Here is a 19,036-nt window from a genome sequence, read left to right as displayed (position 1 = left end):
GTCACTGCGCTCCTGAAAGCTCAGCAATCAAAGGATGCTGATGGTCGTAGGCAACCAGATTTTTAGCGAGCGTATGGCGAACGTCAAACTGATAACACTCACCAGCAACTTCAGCGAGTTGAGGAACATCAGATTGAAACCCCTCTGACATATCAAGATACTTTAAATAAATAGAGGTCTCTTCAAACATACGTTTAAAGCGTTTTGGCAACGCAGGCATAAATACAGGCTTAACCAATCTTTCAAAAGTGGTTGGGCTCATTAACTTAGGGGCTTTAAAGCGCACATCGTAACGTGATGTGATATCATCATCTTCGCCAAGTGTAAGCAAATCACCTAACGTCTTAGCCAAAGTGCCCGCGGTTAACCAAAACTCACCTGAGAGCTTTTTATCTACAATTGTCAGAATACATTTAGCAACAATATCGCGCGGGATCACATCAACGAGTGTATTTGCATCTCCTGGTACAATGGGGATCACTTCCTTAGTCGCAAGTTTAAGCATATTGTGCAAACCTTGCTTTTTAGGCATCAACCCAAGTGTACTGTCACCAATTATGACTGAGGGGCGTACAACGGTAATTTTGTCGCTTAAGCAGGCCTCTGCTTCGCGCTTACTTTGCTCATAATTATTAAAATCATGACCATTTCGACCTTTCACAAATGCAGTACTGATATGAATGAGCGGCACATTTAAACGCTCTGATAGTTGTATGGCATGTTTTAGTCCTGCCACATTTATTCCAGCTAACACATCTGGATCGGCAGTAAAGTCTGTCAATGCCGCACTGTGCACTATGCAGTCAATACCTTCAAGTTGAGCTACTTGCTCATCATTTAAACCAAAGTTGGCTTTACGGATATCACCCTGAATTTGTTGACTTACCCCTTGAGGTAGGTCAATAAAAGATCGTTGATTTACTAGAATAACAATCTCATCATTTGGTGATAACAGCTCTATCATTGAGAGCCCCACGACACCGGTCGCGCCAGTTAATAAAAATCTACGAGACATAATTACTCCTTAATCATTTTGTGTGTAAAAAGCACGCTATATACTGCAAAGTCCCCTTTACAGGTAATAATGATAATGATTTTCAATTTCAAATCAAACAAATAATTTACTAAATTTTAACTTGAGAGATTCGTTTATATTGATCGCACAATGTAAATGCGGACTACTTGCTTGCTTTATTGAGGTGTATCAAGGAAATGTGCACGAAATATTGATATGAAAATTATGTAGGTAAAAGTTACAAAGTGGACCTCGTGTCAAACACCCAGTCCACTTGTGATTGTGAGCTACTCTGTTAAATCACTACTTATTTACAATTAAAGTGTAATCCCCTGCGCCAGAATACGAATATACAACCATTCGGTAATACCCACTTGAAGCAGTATAAGAAATAGATTCAACCGACGTTGGCGTTTCTGAAATATCCACTTGGACCCAACGACCGCCTTGCCAGCGCTCTAGCTTCAAATCAAAATCAGCATTACTCGGACCAGTTAAGTCGAGCTTAATCGTCCCGCCAGAGTATTGGAACCAACTGCCATTAGGCTGGATCTGTTGTCCTTTATCATTTAGGGTTCCACGATATGTATCTCCTTTAGGTGGCTCTACAACTTTTGACTCAAGATTAAATGAAATAGTCTGAGCAGGCGCTGAGATACCAGAAATAGCCAGTCCAGAGTCTGCACCATTCCACCACAAAGAATTAGTCCCTTTCGAAGATAAACTGTTTGGATATAGGTTACTAAACTCACCATTGGCTATAAATAAATCAGTACCATCACCCCTATTACGCTTATTTTCAGGATCGCGATTTCCGTCTGCATGTTCCATCTGAATATAGGGATACCATTCATTGGAATTACTGCCACGCGTATCAACGTGCCAAATTGCTAAGCCTTGACTTGGCTGCTCTGTGTTTTGACCTGACTGATGGATAGCTTCGATATAAAAGGCTTCATTTCGATTGCTTGGGTTAGTCCACTTATATGATGTGTGGCTACCTGATGTATGGCTAAGTGATCCTGTTGGGGCATTTGCATTAATAGCTGGATTTAATTCAGTCACGGTATCCCAACCAGCGATGGCTCTAAAATGCGCAACAGGTGGAGTCGGTCTAAACTTGTTGGTTGTGCCAATAGCGCCAAACCCCATCACACCGTAACTCGCCACCGATCCATGAGAACTGCCGTCATAGTCATATAAATCAGGCCAATTTGTGATGAGATGACCCGATTCATGAACAAATGTGCCTATTGATAAACTGGCTCTCATATCTGTAATCTGGTACCTATCCGTGCACACTCCGTCTGCACAAAAGCGCGGGCTTAATCTCGCCATATGAGGCCACAAACCTTTAGACCAAGCACTGTCTGAGTTACCGGCGTAAAAAATATTTAAGCCACGAATTTGGTTACTGCTATTGGTCGATAAGGTCGAAAAATCAAAACCTTGCTGATACTCCAACCAATCTAGCGCCTCTTTTATCAACTCTTGTGAACGTACACTGGAGCTCAGACTAGAGTCAGCATAATACGACTTATTCTTTTTGGCTGTATAGTAGGCGGTGACCGTATTGGTATAGTCTAACTTATTGTCTGATACTTCTAAAAAATAACCCCGTACAGATTGCGCATTACCAAATTCGGTGTAATTTCTATCGTTTAGGAATCGCTCTACCTGTGACTTGGTTATACTGCCTCTTTCATCAGGAAAGTCGATGATAATGGTCAGCCCTTTTATGTTTCCAGCAACCTGCGTACTTATATCAGCAGTTTGCGTATTCAAAAGCAAAGGACTTTCCAAAGCAGGAAGAAACTCGTCTTGCTTTTGCTGAACTAAGTTTTGAATCGCTTCAACAGATAACCCACCTGCATGGTCAGTATTAAACTGCGAAGTGCTCAGCGTCATGCCAGACTGTTGCGATACCAAAATACCAGATGATACAAAATCAGTGCCTGATTTATTTACAGATGCGTAGACCATACCGCCTTTGCGCTCATCAAATATGACTAACCTACCATCGCGGGTTCTCTGTTCTGCGTAATACGTATTCCCGTGCAAAAATATTGAAATAACTTCGCCATTAGGCTGAGTGAATTGATACTCCTCATTTTGATAAGGAATTGACGCAAGTGAAAGCGTGGGGATCATAAGCGCAGAGACAGCCGCCAAAGATTTTACTAACTTCATTATAGTTTCCTTTACATGTTTTCCGATTTAGGAAACTAGATTATTGACCTTTTTTTAACCATTTTCAAACTATATTAACGATTGGAAAAGTATTTTTTTGCAATTATTCTGGTCGTACAGAGCCTTTCTAGCTTAATCCTAACGCCATTTGGTTTGTTTATATGTTTGATATCTGGTGTTTTAATAACTTGTTCTTCAAGCTTACTTTGCAATTCTACATTTTTGAAAAGACCCGAATAGTGCGAAAGTGACGGCCCTAACTCACTCTTTAGCAATATTGGTATTGATTCAATTAACGACGCAACTCTGTCATCATCTAATGGAGTGTGGTTGTTAACGTGATCATTGAGGTACTTTTGCCACATATAAAACAACCTAAAAATATTTTGTCCGCTGTGCTTAACCTCTAGTGCAACTGACGCTTGATAGCGTTCAAAACTTGGCCAATCACCTAAAAATATCTGTGTATTTAATAAATTAAGTCCCGTACCCGCAGCATAACCTGCCTGCCCCACTTCAGAGTGAAAACGAAAGGCCCGAATATACATCAATTGAGCATGACGATATTTTTCTTGATCAAAATATATGTTACCCAAGTTGTTTTTGATGTTTGCAATAACCTCTCTATCCTCAGCCAACATCAAAGACTCTTTTAATATATTTTGTGCTTTTTTAGGTTGACCATTGTGCCGATACACAACAGCCATATTGTTGGCGACTCTTGCAAACTCTTTCGGATCAGCTGCATAAGAAATAGCACACTCATTTAATGTTTCAGCATACTCGTAATCGTTTATTCGTCGATGGTAAATGGCTACGGCTGTCGCAATGTCAAGCTCTGCGCCTTCTGCAGTGCCACGCCAGCTTTCTCCTTCAAGTATCGACACAATATGCTGAACCACCTCAGCATCATTTACTCTCACGCCAGATTCTAGACCGACCAAATATAGCTCAAGTAAACCCCGACTTGGCTTTTTAGGTAACCTAGAACGAACAGAGCGAAAAACCTGTGCAGCCTGTTGTGGGTTTTTACTGTTAAGTTCTTTTAATTTATTGAGGGTCATGAACATTTCGCTCGGCGACATCACAACAACCACAGATAACCAAAATGCGATAAACATAGTGTCAGTATTCTTTCATGCTCTTTTTTAAGCATGGTATAGAACATAGTGAAAACCAAGCTAGGTCATAGAATTTCTACTCTTACCCACAATCAAACTAACTGGCATTTTTTGCGGTTAACTTGGCCGCAGCCACAGTGGCAAAAAAACAATTATTTAACAAAATAAAATAATTTATATAACCCAAAATAGAACACATAAAATTTAAGTTATATTTTTCAACACCTTGGAAATTTAATTAAGTACCCAATAAATGTACCGACTTTAACAATCTTCTCTAAACTAGTTTTATAACACTGTAAATAATAGGTTTTTTAAACCCATATGAAAAAACGCATAAAAATACAACAAAAAAGAACAAAAAACACAAAATGTATACATTCACAATTTTTTACCTTAAAACAGTTTACATTTTAAAAACATCCATGTAGGATTAAGTTGTTCCTTTGGAGACACCACCTTTTAAGTGACTCCTAGAACTCCCGAGAAGTAGAGCTTACTGATAAGGATGTTGGTTTATTGGGTATTTCCTTGGCAAAGTTTATTGCTATTGGAGATTGGGCAGGCGTTTGCCTGCCTTTTTTTTTATTGTTTTATAACCTTAACTCCCCTTCCTGCGTATCAATTTGTTATAATAATTTGGTACACATCTTCATGGAAAATATAATGTTACGCCAACCCATTTCTGTACTCGTCGTGATATACAATCAAGATAAACAGTTTTTAATTCTACAAAGAAAAGACGACCCTGATTTTTGGCAATCTGTAACCGGAGGAGTCGATCGTGGAGAGCTGCCTTTAACCACGGCTTATAGAGAACTCAAGGAAGAAACGGGTATTGATGCACACGCCCTAGGACTAAAAATTAAATGCCACGAAGTCATCAATCAATATGAAATAAGGCCGCAATGGCGCTATCGCTATGAAAGTAATGCGCTCATTAATTGTGAGCATGTGTTTAGTGTCTGCGTACCTAACGATGTCACAGTCACTTTATGTGAGGAAGAGCACACAGACTATGTTTGGCTAAACCAACCAGAGGCGGCGGATAAAGTGTGGTCTGCGAGTAACCAAAAAGAGATACTCGCAATCTAGTTTGTGTACTGACGCAATATAACCCAAGGTGTTATGTCGGCTTAAATAATAAAGTCTGCCAAGTTGTATGTGCTCTACCTTGTGCATCAGGCTCAAGATCAGTCAAAAGCTCTAAAGTGAGATCTGCACTTTCTGCCATGGCAATAAGCACTTCAGCACCGATATTGCTTAAACCACGTTGAGTTAAGTGTGCCTCGTCTTCACAATGACGGAGTTTAACAATGAACAAGCCTTGAGGTTTCAATAACTGCCTGATTGTTAACATTGCTTGTACACAAGCGCTATCATCTAAATAATTAAAAACAGAGCTAACTAAAATGGCATCAAAAGACTCATAGTGCTTTTTTACCTCATATAGGCAAGGTAGCTCATCCCTCAACCATGTAATAGGAAGCTCTCTTGTATAGGCTTGCCCTAGCCTGTTGAGCGAGCTAACTGGCTCCACAGCGACCACTTCCGCTTCTTGATTTTGCTCAACGATGAACTTAGCGTCTCGTCCAGCCCCCGCACCGATATCCAAAAACTGTACTTTTTGCTTTCGTAAATATGGAATTAAATGGACCAACCAATTGGCATGTAGTGACTCAAAGTTGTCTGACTGATATAGCTTGGCTAGCTTTAATGCATTTTGCTCATAATACTGCGCACTCATTCATCTGTGCCTCTTAAAGTTAAAACTACTCTTAGTATCAATGTTAGGTAAACTGTATAACAAAAAAATGACAAAAAGCCTCTTGAATTTAACTCTAGTCAACAACATGCTATTGTTATAGCAATTGCATAAAAAGGAATGTTTTCTTATGGATCCAATCACAATGATATTAAATTTCTTATTTACTATCGAAGCTGTACTGCTTATTTTTGTTATTTTTATCCTGAAAGGTTCAATTAAATTTGTACCTCAAAACCGCGCTTGGGTAATTGAGCGTTTTGGTAAATACCAATCTACCAAAGAAGCGGGTTTAAACTTTATTATCCCCTTTATCGATCAAGTTGCAGCTGATAGAAGCTTAAAAGAACAAGCGACCGATGTGCCTTCTCAATCAGCGATCACCCGCGATAACATCTCGCTTGTGGTAGACGGGGTACTTTATTTCAGAGTCCTTGACCCATACAAAGCAACGTATGGCGTAGATGATTATGTGTTTGCGGTGACGCAATTAGCGCAAACGACCATGCGGAGTGAGTTAGGTAAAATGGAGCTGGACAAGACGTTTGAAGAACGTGACATGCTCAATACCAATATAGTTACTGCTATTAATGCAGCCTCCGAGCCATGGGGTATTCAAGTTCTTCGTTATGAAATCAAAGATATTGTGCCGCCAAATTCTGTGATGGAAGCCATGGAAGCGCAAATGAAAGCTGAACGTGTAAAGCGTGCGCAAATTTTAGAATCTGAAGGTGACCGACAAGCCGAAATCAATGTTGCTGAGGGTAAAAAACAAGCGCAAGTACTCGCCGCAGAGGCTGAAAAAGCCGAGCAAATTCTCAAAGCAGAAGGTGAAGCCAAAGCCATCATAGCCGTTGCAGAAGCACAAGCTGATGCACTTAAAAAAGTCGGTGAGGCCGCCAACACAGAAGAAGGCCAAAAAGCCATTCAACTTGACTTAGCCACCAAAGCAATCTCAGCGAAAGAAGCCATCGCAAAAGAGTCTTCCGTTGTGTTACTCCCTGACAACGGCACTGATGCCAGTTCTCTCGTTGCACAGGGAATGTCTATAATTAATACATTAAATAGCAAGAAAAATGGGTAAGTTATGACGTTTATAACTGACAATCTACCCCAAGCACTGATCATCTTTGGCTTGGTTGCCCTTTGTATTGAGGTAATCGTCTTGGGGTTTGCCACCTTTGTACTGTTTTTCTTGGGTTTATCCCTCATTACCAGCGGCGTATTTATGTACTTTGGACTCGTTGAGCCAAGCTTATTAAACGCTGCATGGATAAATGGCGTACTGACAGCCTTGCTTGCTGGTGTGTTATGGAAACCACTCAAAGCAATGCAGTCGCAACAAGATAGCAAAAAAGTAGACAGTGACTTTGCTGATATTAGCTTTACGCTAGAGCAAGACCTAAATAATGAAAGCCCCGTCTTTTATCAATATTCTGGTATTCAATGGCAATTGAAAAGTAAAACGGAAATCGAAAAAGGCGTACAGGTTAAAGTGGTCGAAAAATCTGTTGGTGTACTCTGGGTCGCACCTACTGAATAATACGACTCTACAGAGTAACGCTAAACACATCGCCCACTTAATGTGGGCGTTTTTATTTCACAGCAAATCGCTCAATCGCCATCAAGGCGTTGTATTGAAACCGTGGGTTATTTAACTCCGAAAATATATAATGCTGAGCAATTTGCCAAGCCACAACATAAAATCGACTATAAATTATCTTCAGCACTTATTTTTTATAATATATTACACAGCTCAATTTAAACAACATTTAATATATTTCTAACTGGCTTTAGGTAAACTCATAATCCCAGATAAATCACACTCAATATAAAAATCACAACCAAAAACTAAAATAAGCTCATAGGCAAGATCTAACGTCATAACCGTTTTACCACTTTCAAAATTACTGATGGTTGCCTGATCAACACCTAGAATATTACCAAGCTGCCTTTGCGTTAATTTTTTACTTTTCCTTAATCGACGAATGGATTTTTGCATATTCGCTTTAAACTGCGATACACGCAGCTGCCTAACAGGCCTGTTGTGTATAAAGCTTCTCTTCGTAGTACAGTTATTCGTGGTATAGTTAGTCGTTGTATAGTTAGATTCAATAGCGTATTCAAAGGTCATGATGATTTCCTTCCAAACCTTATAAAATAATGAGTACACACAATTTAACAGAAGCCGTGTTCCAGAATCTGGACAACTTCATTACAATTACCACCACCAACACTTGTTGATAAAACAGATACAGAAAGTTAGTATTCATTTAACTTTTAATCTGGTGTTTAGGTTATGGATGAAATTGACCCGTTTAAATTCGGGGAAAAGCTGAGGCACTTTGTAAGGAAAGAACTCATTGCAAAACAAGGCTCTGTTTCAAAAGGCTGCAAAAAAGCGGGTGTATCACGCAGTACAATGAACAACTATCTGAATGGGACGTCTGAGTTTCCTCAAAGTGTATTAACTAAATTACACAATGGATGTAAAATAAATGTGTATGGTTTTATAGCCTCCATGGCTGGCGTTGCTGGAAAATACAATAACGCTTGTATTGAAAAAAAATACGAATTAGAGGCCTCTGATGAAAAACATGAAAATAAACCACAAACACCTGACCAATAAAAAAAGTCAGCTCAAACAGGTTTGTGCTAGAAGAAACCCAGGTAAAGGCTCTGGGCCTAGACAGCAAAGCGTAGCCATTGACTATTCTCCAGTAACGGTTACTCAAAATGAACTCCAAGGAGGTTGAGTGAAACCATTTACCAAGCTAATGCTTTTCTTTATCACGCTTAGTTTTATTCTTTACAGCATGACCACACCCATTTATACAACAATTATATACATAGCGTGCTTGGCTTTCGCTTTTTTTAAAACAACTCATTTACCAAAAATAAACGTGTTTCTTTTGTATATTTTAATTTTTTCCATAGCTGAGCTTATCATAGTTTTAGTATTAAATAATTTTGTATACGGACAGTATACAGGCTTTACGGAAAATATTTGGTACTTTTCCACCTCATTAACATTTGGTATGCTCGTCTGTATATACTGCAGAAAGTCAGCTGTTTATTTTTTAAGAGAAGAGCCGAAATTATTTGATATGGCGAACAGCTTATTCTATGTGTCTATGCTTACATGCTTTGTAGATATATATGCATTAGGTGAAAACTTCATACGTAATTTAGATAGACTCGGCTTTCCGGAAGAGCAAGTTAGGCACCTTTGGGATATTACACATATGTATTACAACATAGAACTTTACAAATCTATTTTAATTGGCTTAACTGCTACCTGTTTGTTTGCCAGTGTGTATGCTCACCGCTCTGAAGAGAAGCACTCAGTTGAAAAAGAATAAAGCTCACTAAAAACACGATTAGCCCTTATTTTTTATTATCGAGCTGGCGGTTATTTCAATAGTGAATGAATTCATATTAAGCCTACCAAATAATCCACTACCAAGGCGCAGTTTTTGCGCCTTAAAAAACGTATGAAGGACTGACTATGCAAAACACAAAACTAAAGCAGCAAAAACAGCTAATTAAGGATAAATAGCGACTCACACAGGTCATCGGTGCATTTATAACCCACGGCAGAGGCTCTGGCCCTAAACAACAACGCATTGACGAATACTTCCCTGCAAAATAACCTTCTATGCATCGTCCACTCATTGTGGGCGTTTTATTTTATTTAATAGCAAAACGCTCAATCGCCAACAATGCGTTTTATATAGTTTTAAAATCATCTTTTTTATTGTGCATACCTAAATCAAAAAGCCCATCTACAATGTACAGTTTTGCAGACGGGCTTATACAAAGTGACTTTAAATGCTCTTTAATCTAACAATCCGTTCGAATTGATAAACGCAGACAGTTTATTCGCGATATCCGTGTGCTCAGCCTCAGTCGGATGCCAAATACACCCCTCTAATGGCGATGAAAAAGTATGTGAGTACAACTTATCAACCCCTTGCTCTTCAAGCTTGGCTTTTGCCTCTAATGTCGCAGGAATGATGAAATCATAGGGATAAGCTGGTCTTGGCATAAAAATAATGGGTGCATTCGGATAGCGATAACGTACCGTATTGACGAACTCGACCATAGTAGAGATCCAGTCGGCTTTGACTTCTTCAATGGTTGTCCAAGGTTCGTGAGGTTGGGGATCTGTACTGAAATCGTTCGTGCCTACCTCAATCACAACCAAATCTGGATGTGTATCTTCATACGCTTTATTATCGCCAAATACCGCAGAGGCTTTGTCTAAATAAGTACGCAGGTCATGGTGTGGGTCGTTACCGCTCCAATTGCGAATTAAGCCCAGCCCTGAATAAGAAACTTGTGTGAAGCTGGCGTCAAGCATAGCGGCTGTCAAATAAGGAAAAGCCACTCTGGCATTGCTACTATCGACTATCTCCTGCCAAGAACACTGACGTTTAGTTGATTCACTGCCAAAACCAGCACTGATAGAGTCACCAACAAATAAAATATGCGGTTGTTGCTGCCAAATTCCTTCTAAACGGCCATCCGTTGAAAAGCTCAGTATTTTGGTATTGTTACCGTAGTTTTCCCAGCGTTTGACGATTTCAATCTCGACCATTTTGGTTTCTTGCTGTGTAAAAACAACATGCTCTTCAAAATTGCCATTTGCATTGGTCACAATTTTTTTATGTAGTTTACCGTCCACCAGCACATCAAACTGGTCGCCATACCCTGCCAACGTCACCTTCAGTGATTTACCGACTAACTTGGTTTTGAGTTGCGTGCCCGGCCAGTTAAACTCAACCTGACCTTTGCTGTAATGCTTGCTGACTCGCCCTTCGTAAACAATGGCATGGTGCGTCGCTTGATAACTTTTTGCAGACGCAGTGCTGGACAACAATACGCTACTGCAACTGAGAAAAGCCACCAACAGTGATAACTTGATAGATATTAACCTTAACATGTGTCATTCCTTAATTTAGTTTGTATCCGAGACTGTATTTCAACATCACATATCATCGTGCAATACACACAGTGCCCGCCAAATTAGTCACGCATTAAGTACCACCCTCAAATACAGCCTATTTCATTTGAAAAAAACTCATACAGCAAACATCTGTTCACAATTCGACCTAGTCACTATTGTATGCACAAGCGCAATAATCTTAAAATACAATCATTCTCATTTTAGAAGACACAGATCTGTGAACAACCGTATTTTAGTCGTAGAAGACGACATTACTCTCAACCAGCAAGTATGCGCCCTACTAAATAACCGAGGCTATCAGGTCGACTGTCTTCATGATGGAGAACAAGGGCTTAGCCAAGCACTCGCGGTGGATTACGACCTCATTATCTTAGACATTCGCTTGCCGAGTATGGAAGGCTATGAAATTTTGGCCCAGTTAAGAAAAATAAAACACACGCCTGTCTTGATTTTATCCGCCTGTGGTGCTGAGCAAGAGCGTATAAAAGGCTTAAGCTTGGGAGCGGATGACTATTTATCTAAGCCCTTTAATTTGGATGAGCTAGTTCTGCGCATTGAAGCCATTTTAAGGCGTGTTCATGCTAGCCATACACAAGCACAAACGCCTTTTGAAATTACCCTGTCTGACCTACATTTAGACAGACAAAAACAGCTTGCTGCGTATAACACAGAGCCGCTAGACATCACCGCCATTCAATTTAAATTGTTATGGCAGTTAGCACACAACCATAAAGAGACACTCAGTAAAGCGTTTTTATATCAAAGTGTACTGGAGCGTCAATTCAGCCGATATGACCGCAGTTTAGATATGCACCTGAGCCGCTTGCGTAAAAAGCTCGTTGCAGTTGGGCTCAGCCCAGAGTCTATCACCACAGTGCATGGCAAAGGGTATCGTTTGCATGTTCAATCTTAGGGCTTCTTACTTTTTACGCCTGTGTGCGTTAGTCATTGCAGGCTCTATTTTGCTCTTTGCCGTGATTGACTACTTGGTCAATCACACTGAGTTTCGAATGAGTAAAATAAAAGTCGAGCATCAGCAAGAACTTATCAAACTGGGTAAACAAGCTGAGCAACTGTATTTGGCTGGTGACATGGCTGCGCTCAGTACCTATGTAAAAAACATAGAACAAAGCCATGGTACTTGGGCTGCGGTGGTACAACGCGAATTGACGCCACTGGCAGGCACGCAGCTTCAGCAGTACTACCTAGACGAGTTTACCCTTGGTCGGGATGTAAGATGGAAAATCCACTTATACTTTGCTCGTAACCCTGTCATGGACATTCCGTTTGCAGATGACAAAACCCACTTTTTGATCCAGTTACCAAGCCACATGCGCCCAGGTAATTATTGGCATATTGCCTATATTTTACTGCAATTTTGTGTGCCCTTTTTAGTTTTAACCGGCATTTGCTGGCTGTTATATCGCGCCATAATGAAGCCGCTCAAGCAACTTGAGCAAAGTACCCGCGCCTTTGCAGATGGAGACTTAGACAGCCGTATTGGCGACAAAATCTCTAGTCGTGATGCCGAGTTTAAGCAAATTGCAGCCACCTTTGACAAAATGGCCAACTGCACCGCCAACACCATTCGCGCACAAAGGCAGTTTATTGCTGATTTTTCTCATGAAATTCGCACACCGATAGCCCGCATTGAAACCGCGCTGGAGTGCCATAAATCAGGATTAGACCAACAAGATATGCTCAATCGCGTGACCAAAAATACCCATACCATGCGAGAGCTTGCCGAAAACACCCTAACACTCACTTGGCTCGAAAATGAACGCTTCTGTCCACAAACAGATACGGAAAACACCCCTTTTGATTTGGTCGACTTAATTGACTGTATTGCTGAAGAAGTGAAGTTCGAAGCCCCTCATTTGCAGATTAACCTCGAGCTGCCCGACTCCAAAACACTCAATAGTGATGCCAGAGTGCTTGGCCAAGTCATTGAGAATGTTTTGAGAAATGCCAGCCGCTTTGCAGAGAGTCGCATCTTAGTGACCCTCAACAACACCACCATTCAAATCATTGATGATGGACCTGGCGTGTCAGACAGTGAACTGACAGATATTTTCAAACCCTTCTATCGCAGCCATGGCTATTCACATACGCAGCCCGATAGCGATTCATTCGGTTTAGGGCTTGCTCTATGCAAACGCCAAATGGAACGACTCAACGGGCATATTCATGCGCAAAACAATTTAGATTCAGGCCTGTGTATCGTCATAGAACTTTAACGCCGGTTTTTTAGTCACTACTCCAGCCCAATTGTCACTGTAAATGTAACAGTTGTAAAAGTGCTTTGTTTTGGGACAAAACCATGAATAATACACGCGTATTGATAACCATTTTCATTTAAGATAAAGGAACACACCAATGCAGTTTGGTTTTTCTCGCACATCTATCGCTCTTGCTGTCGCTGCAGCAACCTTCGCGTCTCCCGCTACTTTGGCAGACAATCAACAGCAAAAGATTGAAATCATCGAAGTTCATGGAAAGGTCTCTGACGCCGATATGATCATTGACCAAACTGATCTGACCCAGTTACAAGCCAACGACTTATCTGACATTTTTAGATCTTTACCACAAGTGTCTGTGGGTGGCTCAAACCCAGTCGCACAGAAAATTTACGTGCGTGGTCTTGAAGACACCATGCTTAATGTCAGTATTGACGGCGCATTACAAGCTGGCTACTTATTTCACCACCAAGGTCGTTTATCTATTGAGCCTGAGCTGTTAAAGCAAGTTGATGTTGTCGCTGGTGCGGGTGATGCAACTTCAGGGTCAGGTGCACTTGGTGGCGCACTGAGATTTAAAACCAAAAGTGCTTCAGACTTACTTGCCCCAGATGAACAATTTGGCGCATTATTCAAGTTAGGCTATTACGGCAATAGCGAGGGCTTTAAAGCAAGCTCGACACTATATGGCCGTGTAACTGATGACATAGACGCACTTGTGTCACTTATCAAACGTGACACTGAAAACATGGAAGACGGTAATGGCGACGAGATCCCTTACTCGCAATCAGAACAAGAAGTCGGATTTGCGAAAATCAGTGGTGACTTAACCAGCACACAATCGTTTAGCTTAAGCCATGATGTCCGCCATGATGACGGCACACGTTTACTTCGCGCTCACTGGCACCCAAGCCGTAAAAACTTTGCACTGCCACAAAAAAGTGAGCGAACTACAAGTACATTAAACTACTTTTATGCGCCACAAGATGACCTCATTGATATCGCTTTTTCTGCATATCAAACGAAGAACTCTATCACACATGCTCATCCTGAAGGTGAGAATAGAGCGGGCGTTGTTGTCCAAAACACGTATTTTGCCGAGTACGACTCACAAGGATTTGATCTAAAAAATACGGCGCTTTTCGAAACGCACAAAATTGTTGCAGGTTTCGACTACCGAAGTGATGAGGCAATTTTGGAAGATATCGGCTCTAACTACGAGCTATCAGGTGTAGAAGAGGGCAAAGTATTAGGTTTATATATCCAAGATTATTTCCAAGTAACGGATCAATTCCAGATCAGTACGGGTGTGAGATACGATAAATATGAACTCACCGATGATAACGGCTTTGACTTTGACTCTAGTGGCTTTAGTCCAAACCTAAACCTTACTTATGAACTAACACCTGAGCTATCAGTAAACACAGGGTATGCTAAAGCTGTACGTGGTCAAAAAGTAAAAGAGTTATTTGTACTTGGCTACTATGACAACGATGAAAACCTACGTAAAGAAGTGGCTGAAAACATCGAAGTAGGCTTCAAGTACCTGGGTGACAACCTCGTCGTCCAAGCTGATGTGTATATGTCGACCATTGATGACGCCGTGTCTACTGCGAAAAACATCGAAAGCCAACCTGCAAACTTCCTAAGCAATGTCGGTGATTTAGAAAACAGAGGCTTAAACATCAATGCGCGTTACAGCTTCGACCGTGCCTCTGTGTCTTTGGCATTCAACAGCAGCCGCCCTGAATGGAAAACGCACGTTAACCCGGCACTGGCTGGCTCCGCGATTTCGGACCAAGATTGGTCAATCGGTACCTCTGTCGGTGATACACTGACGTTAGGTGCAGATTACACACTGACAGACTCACTTGAACTGGCTTGGCAAGCGCGCTTAGTTAAGCGACTGGATGATTCTGGCACCTATGTTTGGGATAACACAGAACTGCCTGAAAAAGTAGGATATGGTGTACATGACTTAAAAGCGACTTGGTACATCACAAACGACGAAAATGTGAAGCTAGATATCGCCATCAAGAACATCTTTGATAAGTTCTACTACGACCACGCAACCTACGCCGCTATTGGCCCAATTGATACGGGTGTTGCAGAGCCTGGCCGTGATATTCGTGCCACCATCACATGGCAATTATAATAAAATTCTAGTCAGCTGAACAAAGGGGCCCATAAGGCCTCTTTTTTCTTACAAAACAATTGTAGCCAAGCCTAAACCAGCCCAAGTTGAGAAAGCTTGCCTTCAACCTGCTTATATCTCAAAGCGCTGCAACTACCAAAACCAGATCTTTGCCTAAACTTATTGGCCGTCGACATCGGCGTTGTCATGCCAGTTAAAAAACGCACCAGTACTGCGGCTGTCGCTTCAATACCAGCCTGAGTGAGGTAATTTTTCAACCCATTGATGTCGTCTCTCAATTGCTGATCATCTGGAAAAAGCGGCTCTTGACTAAATTGCAGTTGCGCAGAGCTTCCTCGACAAACACTGCAATGCCCGCAGCTTTGTGGTACTTGCTGATCATCAAAGTATCTGGCGAGATTATTAGACAAACAGTTTTGCAACTCAAAAAAGCGCAACATGGCTGCGATACGCTTTACTTCCCCAAGCTCTTTATCAGAAAAATAATCACTTAATTTTTTAGCGAGCTCCGGGGCGTTCAAAGCAGTCTCATCCACTTGGTAGACTTGCATCATGCGCTTAGATTCAAGCAAGATCATGCCCTGCTCATGCAAATAATCCAATGCAGCCACAACGCGGCCGCGCTCCACCCCTTGATTGACCAAAGCGGCCATATCAACCGTCCCCCACACTTTTTTAAAGTCGGTATTTGACACGATCTGCTGAATAAACGCTTGGCGATTTGCGTCGAAGGAGTTCAGCACTTTGTTTTCTGTGTGCAGCCATTTAAAGCGAAAGTCAGCATAGAATGCGTATTTGGCTTCGAGCACACCAAACAACTCCAGTTGTACGAGCGCCGTTTTTAGCGCGAGCAGGCGAATGTTTGTCGCCTTAGACACACTCAGCTCTTGCATTTCCCAAAGCCCTTGCGACATTGACGTGCGAATTTCATTAAGCAGTGATTCAATATTGCCAAGCTCTGGTGTGTCTGCATACACAAAGTTCTCAAGGGTTGAAACCCCGTCTAAATTTGCCAGTGTGATGCAGGTTGAGGGCTGTCCATCTCGTCCTGCACGGCCAATTTCTTGGCTATAGTTTTCAATAGACTTAGGTAAATCATAATGAATAACAAAGCGAATGTCTGACTTATCAATCCCCATACCAAACGCGATGGTGGCTACGATGATACGTTTTTCATTGTGCATAAATTGCTGTTGGATCTGCTGCCTTACGTCATCTTTTAATCCTGCATGGTAGGCAACTGCGTCTTGCCCTGCTGCTTGTAGCTGTTTTGCAACTTCTTCTGCCGTTTGCTGCAACGTGACATAAATAATACCGCTGTCCTGTGTCTGGCTTAAAAACGACAAAATCGTCGGCAGCTTCTCTCTCTCGGTGCAGGCCTGAATACTCAAATCTAAATTGGCGCGATAAAACCCCGTTTGCACAATATGCTGTTCGTCTATGGCGAATCGATGCGCCATATCTCGTTTTACTTTTTTAGTTGCGGTTGCCGTTAATAGCAGGACCAAAGGAATATTAAGCTCATTGCGAATTTGCGGTAACTTCAAATAATCAGGCCTAAAGTTATGACCCCACTCTGAAATACAGTGCGCCTCATCGACCACCAACATTGAGATTGGCACTTGCTTTATGAACCCCCGAAAACGCTCATTTTTAAAACGCTCAACAGAGACCATTAGAATTTTGATGTGACCATCTCTTACCCCTTGCATGACGCTCTGTGATTGCTCATAAGTTTGTGTCGAGTCTAAACTTGCAGCAGGGATCCCTTTTTTGTTCAAAAACTCGATTTGGTCTTGCATCAAAGCAAGCAGCGGAGAAACCACTAACGTAAGGTTGGGTAAATGCAAAGCTGTAAGCTGGTAGCACAAGGATTTCCCCGAACCAGTCGGAAATATGGCCAAGCTAGACTGACCACCAATTAATTGCTCAATGGTTTGTGCTTGGCCAGCCCTAAACGCACTAAATCCAAAATACTGTTCTAGCGTCTGGTGTATATCTGCTTGATACATAGAGTGTCTCGTTGTGATGAGTGAGCATAAGCCTTGGCCATCTTACTTTGCCAAACAGGTAAACTAGCTAATTCACTCCCATGAAAATTATGTATTTTATGATACCAGCTATTAGGGCACCTTTGCTTCACATATGACGAATTTCATTTATTTTGCACTACGTGCAGACAATGAGTGCTATCTATCGCTTTCTATTTGAACAGTACTGCTCCGATCGAATATTCTTTTGTGCGCAAAACATCCAAACACATATTATTAAAGCCCATGTTTTTATAAGGAGTATTTAATGGCATATGTGCGCCAAGCAACCATCACTGACGCTGATAAGATTAATGAACTCTCACGCTTTTTAGGCTACTCAAATACGACCTCTGACGAAGCTCAGCAGCGGCTGGCCTATTTACTTGAATCAACCAATGATGATGTTTGGGTATGTGAGGTAAATGGGCACATTGCTGGGTGGCTTCACGGGTTTAAAGCGCACCGACTAGCCTCTGATATGTTTTATGAAATAGGCGGTTTAGTCGTTGATACAAAAGTCAGGAAACAAGGGGTAGGTAAATTGCTTGTTGGACAAGCTTATCAATATGCCCAACAGCTTAATCTAGAGCTTAGAGTTAGGTGTAATAGCAAGCGTGTTGAAACTCATGAATTTTATAACCGACTCGGCTTTACCCAAGCAAAACAACAGAGTGTATTTAGTAAACGCTAAACCCTGTTTGACCTAATAAATGCACGTGTAATGCAGTGAAAGATACATTGTTATCAATACACATTACACTGTCGATATGAAAAGCACAGGGAGCCAATAAAATGTCTTTGCCAAATCAACAACCTCGATACAAATCAACTATAAAAAAATTAGGGAAACTTACGATACCTTCCAGCTTTTTACTTCTTTTTGGCTGTAATACAACCAGTTTAACGAGCGAGTCAAGCGCGCTTGAAACGGCAAATAATGACTGTATTGGCAAGGTAGAGCAGCATACAGGGCTTGTGCCCCTACAAGATGAAAAGCTCCCATCAGGCGTGGTCATGCCGCAGCAACTGGGTGGCTTATGCAAGGGGCAAGTGTTCGTCACTACCCAAGAGATCACCATATGGCGTGCATGGAATAGTGAGTATAGGGGGTCTAAACTTGGAAAGTGGTGGACCTTCGACAAACCTCGAGGTTCTATCTCTCAATATCGACGAGACAATGTGATCTGCCCGAGTTACTCCCCTTTAGATATGCTTGTCAGTTGCAAAATAAAAGTCGGTACGCATGTCGTAGTAGGCCCAGGGCAAAGTGCAAAATGCAGTGATTACTTTAGCTACCCAGCATCTCCCACTAATCAAATTTACTTGGCAGAAGCATCTAACACAACCCTTGAGTGCCAGTCATACAAAGGTCAGTTTTCATGGCGTAAACAGCCCAACAGTGAAGCAAAACTAGCTGAGTCTTTATAATAATCAACGCTTTAATTTAGCTCTGGTAAGGATTAATCGTTGTGATATGCAGACAAGTTTTAGCGCCCAACAAAATTGATAGCGCTATCAGTAGACTACAACCTATAACTGATCAAAATTTAA

At 41.4% G+C, this 19,036-nt stretch carries 17 protein-coding genes; 10 read left to right on the top strand and 7 right to left on the bottom strand.

The genetic code is table 11. The features are described 5' to 3' along the window. Position 1: 1 nt before the first annotated feature. The 3 genes from S4054249_RS21360 to S4054249_RS21350 all read right to left on the bottom strand — a co-directional run bounded on the left by S4054249_RS21360 (position 2) and on the right by S4054249_RS21350 (position 4,326). Positions 2-1,015 (bottom strand): SDR family oxidoreductase, encoded by a 1,014-nt coding sequence (locus S4054249_RS21360; protein ID WP_046357400.1) that lies wholly within the window; start codon positions 1,013-1,015, stop codon positions 2-4. Positions 1,016-1,318: 303 nt separating this feature from the next. Continuing rightward, on the bottom strand, positions 1,319-3,205 hold the full coding sequence (locus tag S4054249_RS21355; RefSeq protein ID WP_046357399.1) for a M6 family metalloprotease domain-containing protein: 1,887 nt from the start codon (positions 3,203-3,205) through the stop codon (positions 1,319-1,321). Between the two features lie 74 nt (positions 3,206-3,279). Further along, the gene (locus S4054249_RS21350; protein ID WP_046357398.1) at positions 3,280-4,326 is read right to left on the bottom strand and encodes a tetratricopeptide repeat protein; all 1,047 of its coding nucleotides are present in this window, start codon (positions 4,324-4,326) and stop codon (positions 3,280-3,282) included. Positions 4,327-4,980: 654 nt separating this feature from the next. Here S4054249_RS21350 and nudB point away from each other — a divergent pair. Then, positions 4,981-5,421 carry a dihydroneopterin triphosphate diphosphatase gene (gene nudB / locus S4054249_RS21345; protein WP_052961067.1) on the top strand — a complete coding sequence of 147 codons (441 nt, stop codon included), beginning with the start codon at positions 4,981-4,983 and terminating at the stop codon, positions 5,419-5,421. 31 nt (positions 5,422-5,452) lie between these two features. On the opposite strand, the gene S4054249_RS21340 is transcribed toward nudB, so the two are convergent. Beyond that, on the bottom strand, positions 5,453-6,073 hold the full coding sequence (locus tag S4054249_RS21340; protein ID WP_046357396.1) for a class I SAM-dependent methyltransferase: 621 nt from the start codon (positions 6,071-6,073) through the stop codon (positions 5,453-5,455). 148 nt (positions 6,074-6,221) lie between these two features. On the opposite strand from S4054249_RS21340, the gene S4054249_RS21335 reads away from it, so the two are divergent. Next, positions 6,222-7,175, top strand: a complete 954-nt coding sequence (locus tag S4054249_RS21335) for an SPFH domain-containing protein (protein ID WP_046357395.1) — start codon at positions 6,222-6,224, stop codon at positions 7,173-7,175. A 3-nt stretch (positions 7,176-7,178) separates the two neighbouring features. Beyond that, entirely contained in the window at positions 7,179-7,634 is a 456-nt protein-coding gene (locus tag S4054249_RS21330; RefSeq protein ID WP_046357394.1) for an NfeD family protein, read from the top strand. 240 nt (positions 7,635-7,874) lie between these two features. Here the strand turns inward: S4054249_RS21330 and S4054249_RS27040 are convergent, their stop codons facing one another. After that, on the bottom strand, positions 7,875-8,225 hold the full coding sequence (locus S4054249_RS27040; RefSeq protein ID WP_052961066.1) for a helix-turn-helix transcriptional regulator: 351 nt from the start codon (positions 8,223-8,225) through the stop codon (positions 7,875-7,877). 165 nt (positions 8,226-8,390) lie between these two features. On the opposite strand from S4054249_RS27040, the gene S4054249_RS21315 reads away from it, so the two are divergent. Both S4054249_RS21315 and S4054249_RS21310 read left to right on the top strand, forming a co-directional pair. After that, positions 8,391-8,720 carry a helix-turn-helix domain-containing protein gene (locus S4054249_RS21315; RefSeq protein ID WP_046357392.1) on the top strand — a complete coding sequence of 110 codons (330 nt, stop codon included), beginning with the start codon at positions 8,391-8,393 and terminating at the stop codon, positions 8,718-8,720. Between the two features lie 127 nt (positions 8,721-8,847). Next, entirely contained in the window at positions 8,848-9,453 is a 606-nt protein-coding gene (locus S4054249_RS21310; protein ID WP_046357391.1) for a hypothetical protein, read from the top strand. Between the two features lie 476 nt (positions 9,454-9,929). Here the strand turns inward: S4054249_RS21310 and S4054249_RS21305 are convergent, their stop codons facing one another. Beyond that, entirely contained in the window at positions 9,930-11,036 is a 1,107-nt protein-coding gene (locus tag S4054249_RS21305; protein WP_046357390.1) for an SGNH/GDSL hydrolase family protein, read from the bottom strand. Between the two features lie 241 nt (positions 11,037-11,277). Between S4054249_RS21305 and S4054249_RS21300 the strand changes: the two genes are divergently transcribed. From S4054249_RS21300 to S4054249_RS21290, 3 genes are all read left to right on the top strand, one after another. Continuing rightward, positions 11,278-11,973, top strand: coding sequence for a response regulator transcription factor (locus tag S4054249_RS21300; RefSeq protein WP_039610219.1), 696 nt, complete (start codon positions 11,278-11,280; stop codon positions 11,971-11,973). Further along, positions 11,960-13,297 (top strand): HAMP domain-containing sensor histidine kinase, encoded by a 1,338-nt coding sequence (locus S4054249_RS21295; protein WP_046357389.1) that lies wholly within the window; start codon positions 11,960-11,962, stop codon positions 13,295-13,297. Before S4054249_RS21300 ends, S4054249_RS21295 begins: the two co-directional genes overlap by 14 nt. A gap of 139 nt (positions 13,298-13,436) precedes the next feature. Beyond that, positions 13,437-15,452: a TonB-dependent receptor domain-containing protein gene (locus tag S4054249_RS21290; protein ID WP_046357388.1), complete on the top strand. Its 2,016-nt coding sequence runs from the start codon at positions 13,437-13,439 to the stop codon at positions 15,450-15,452. Positions 15,453-15,523: 71 nt separating this feature from the next. Here the strand turns inward: S4054249_RS21290 and S4054249_RS21285 are convergent, their stop codons facing one another. Beyond that, positions 15,524-17,464, bottom strand: coding sequence for a RecQ family ATP-dependent DNA helicase (locus tag S4054249_RS21285; RefSeq protein ID WP_046357387.1), 1,941 nt, complete (start codon positions 17,462-17,464; stop codon positions 15,524-15,526). A 286-nt stretch (positions 17,465-17,750) separates the two neighbouring features. Here S4054249_RS21285 and S4054249_RS21280 point away from each other — a divergent pair, with 286 nt between their 5' ends. Together S4054249_RS21280 and S4054249_RS21275 are read left to right on the top strand one after the other, a co-directional pair. Beyond that, positions 17,751-18,176: a GNAT family N-acetyltransferase gene (locus S4054249_RS21280; RefSeq protein ID WP_046357386.1), complete on the top strand. Its 426-nt coding sequence runs from the start codon at positions 17,751-17,753 to the stop codon at positions 18,174-18,176. A 101-nt stretch (positions 18,177-18,277) separates the two neighbouring features. After that, positions 18,278-18,913, top strand: coding sequence for a hypothetical protein (locus S4054249_RS21275; RefSeq protein WP_052961065.1), 636 nt, complete (start codon positions 18,278-18,280; stop codon positions 18,911-18,913). The last annotated feature ends 123 nt before the right edge of the window (positions 18,914-19,036 follow it).

The sequence above is a fragment of the Pseudoalteromonas luteoviolacea genome, from assembly GCF_001750165.1.
GTDB classification, from domain to species: Bacteria; Pseudomonadota; Gammaproteobacteria; order Enterobacterales; family Alteromonadaceae; genus Pseudoalteromonas; species Pseudoalteromonas luteoviolacea_G.
Note: the sequence above shows the minus strand (reverse complement) of the source record. Positions and strands in the feature narration are given on the sequence as shown.

Bases quoted from the DNA above. Each gene is read 5' to 3' on its own strand.
- S4054249_RS21330 (WP_046357394.1), top strand. From the start codon at position 7,179: ATGACGTTTATAACTGACAATCTACCCCAAGCACTGATCATCTTTGGC.
- S4054249_RS21340 (WP_046357396.1), bottom strand. From the start codon at position 6,073: ATGAGTGCGCAGTATTATGAGCAAAATGCATTAAAGCTAGCCAAGCTA.
- S4054249_RS27040 (WP_052961066.1), bottom strand. From the start codon at position 8,225: ATGACCTTTGAATACGCTATTGAATCTAACTATACAACGACTAACTAT.
- S4054249_RS21355 (WP_046357399.1), bottom strand. From the start codon at position 3,205: ATGAAGTTAGTAAAATCTTTGGCGGCTGTCTCTGCGCTTATGATCCCC.
- S4054249_RS21295 (WP_046357389.1), top strand. From the start codon at position 11,960: ATGTTCAATCTTAGGGCTTCTTACTTTTTACGCCTGTGTGCGTTAGTC.
- S4054249_RS21305 (WP_046357390.1), bottom strand. From the start codon at position 11,036: ATGTTAAGGTTAATATCTATCAAGTTATCACTGTTGGTGGCTTTTCTC.
- S4054249_RS21280 (WP_046357386.1), top strand. From the start codon at position 17,751: ATGGCATATGTGCGCCAAGCAACCATCACTGACGCTGATAAGATTAAT.
- nudB (WP_052961067.1), top strand. From the start codon at position 4,981: ATGGAAAATATAATGTTACGCCAACCCATTTCTGTACTCGTCGTGATA.
- S4054249_RS21335 (WP_046357395.1), top strand. From the start codon at position 6,222: ATGGATCCAATCACAATGATATTAAATTTCTTATTTACTATCGAAGCT.
- S4054249_RS21360 (WP_046357400.1), bottom strand. From the start codon at position 1,015: ATGTCTCGTAGATTTTTATTAACTGGCGCGACCGGTGTCGTGGGGCTC.
- S4054249_RS21290 (WP_046357388.1), top strand. From the start codon at position 13,437: ATGCAGTTTGGTTTTTCTCGCACATCTATCGCTCTTGCTGTCGCTGCA.
- S4054249_RS21275 (WP_052961065.1), top strand. From the start codon at position 18,278: ATGTCTTTGCCAAATCAACAACCTCGATACAAATCAACTATAAAAAAA.
- S4054249_RS21315 (WP_046357392.1), top strand. From the start codon at position 8,391: ATGGATGAAATTGACCCGTTTAAATTCGGGGAAAAGCTGAGGCACTTT.
- S4054249_RS21285 (WP_046357387.1), bottom strand. From the start codon at position 17,464: ATGTATCAAGCAGATATACACCAGACGCTAGAACAGTATTTTGGATTT.
- S4054249_RS21350 (WP_046357398.1), bottom strand. From the start codon at position 4,326: ATGTTTATCGCATTTTGGTTATCTGTGGTTGTTGTGATGTCGCCGAGC.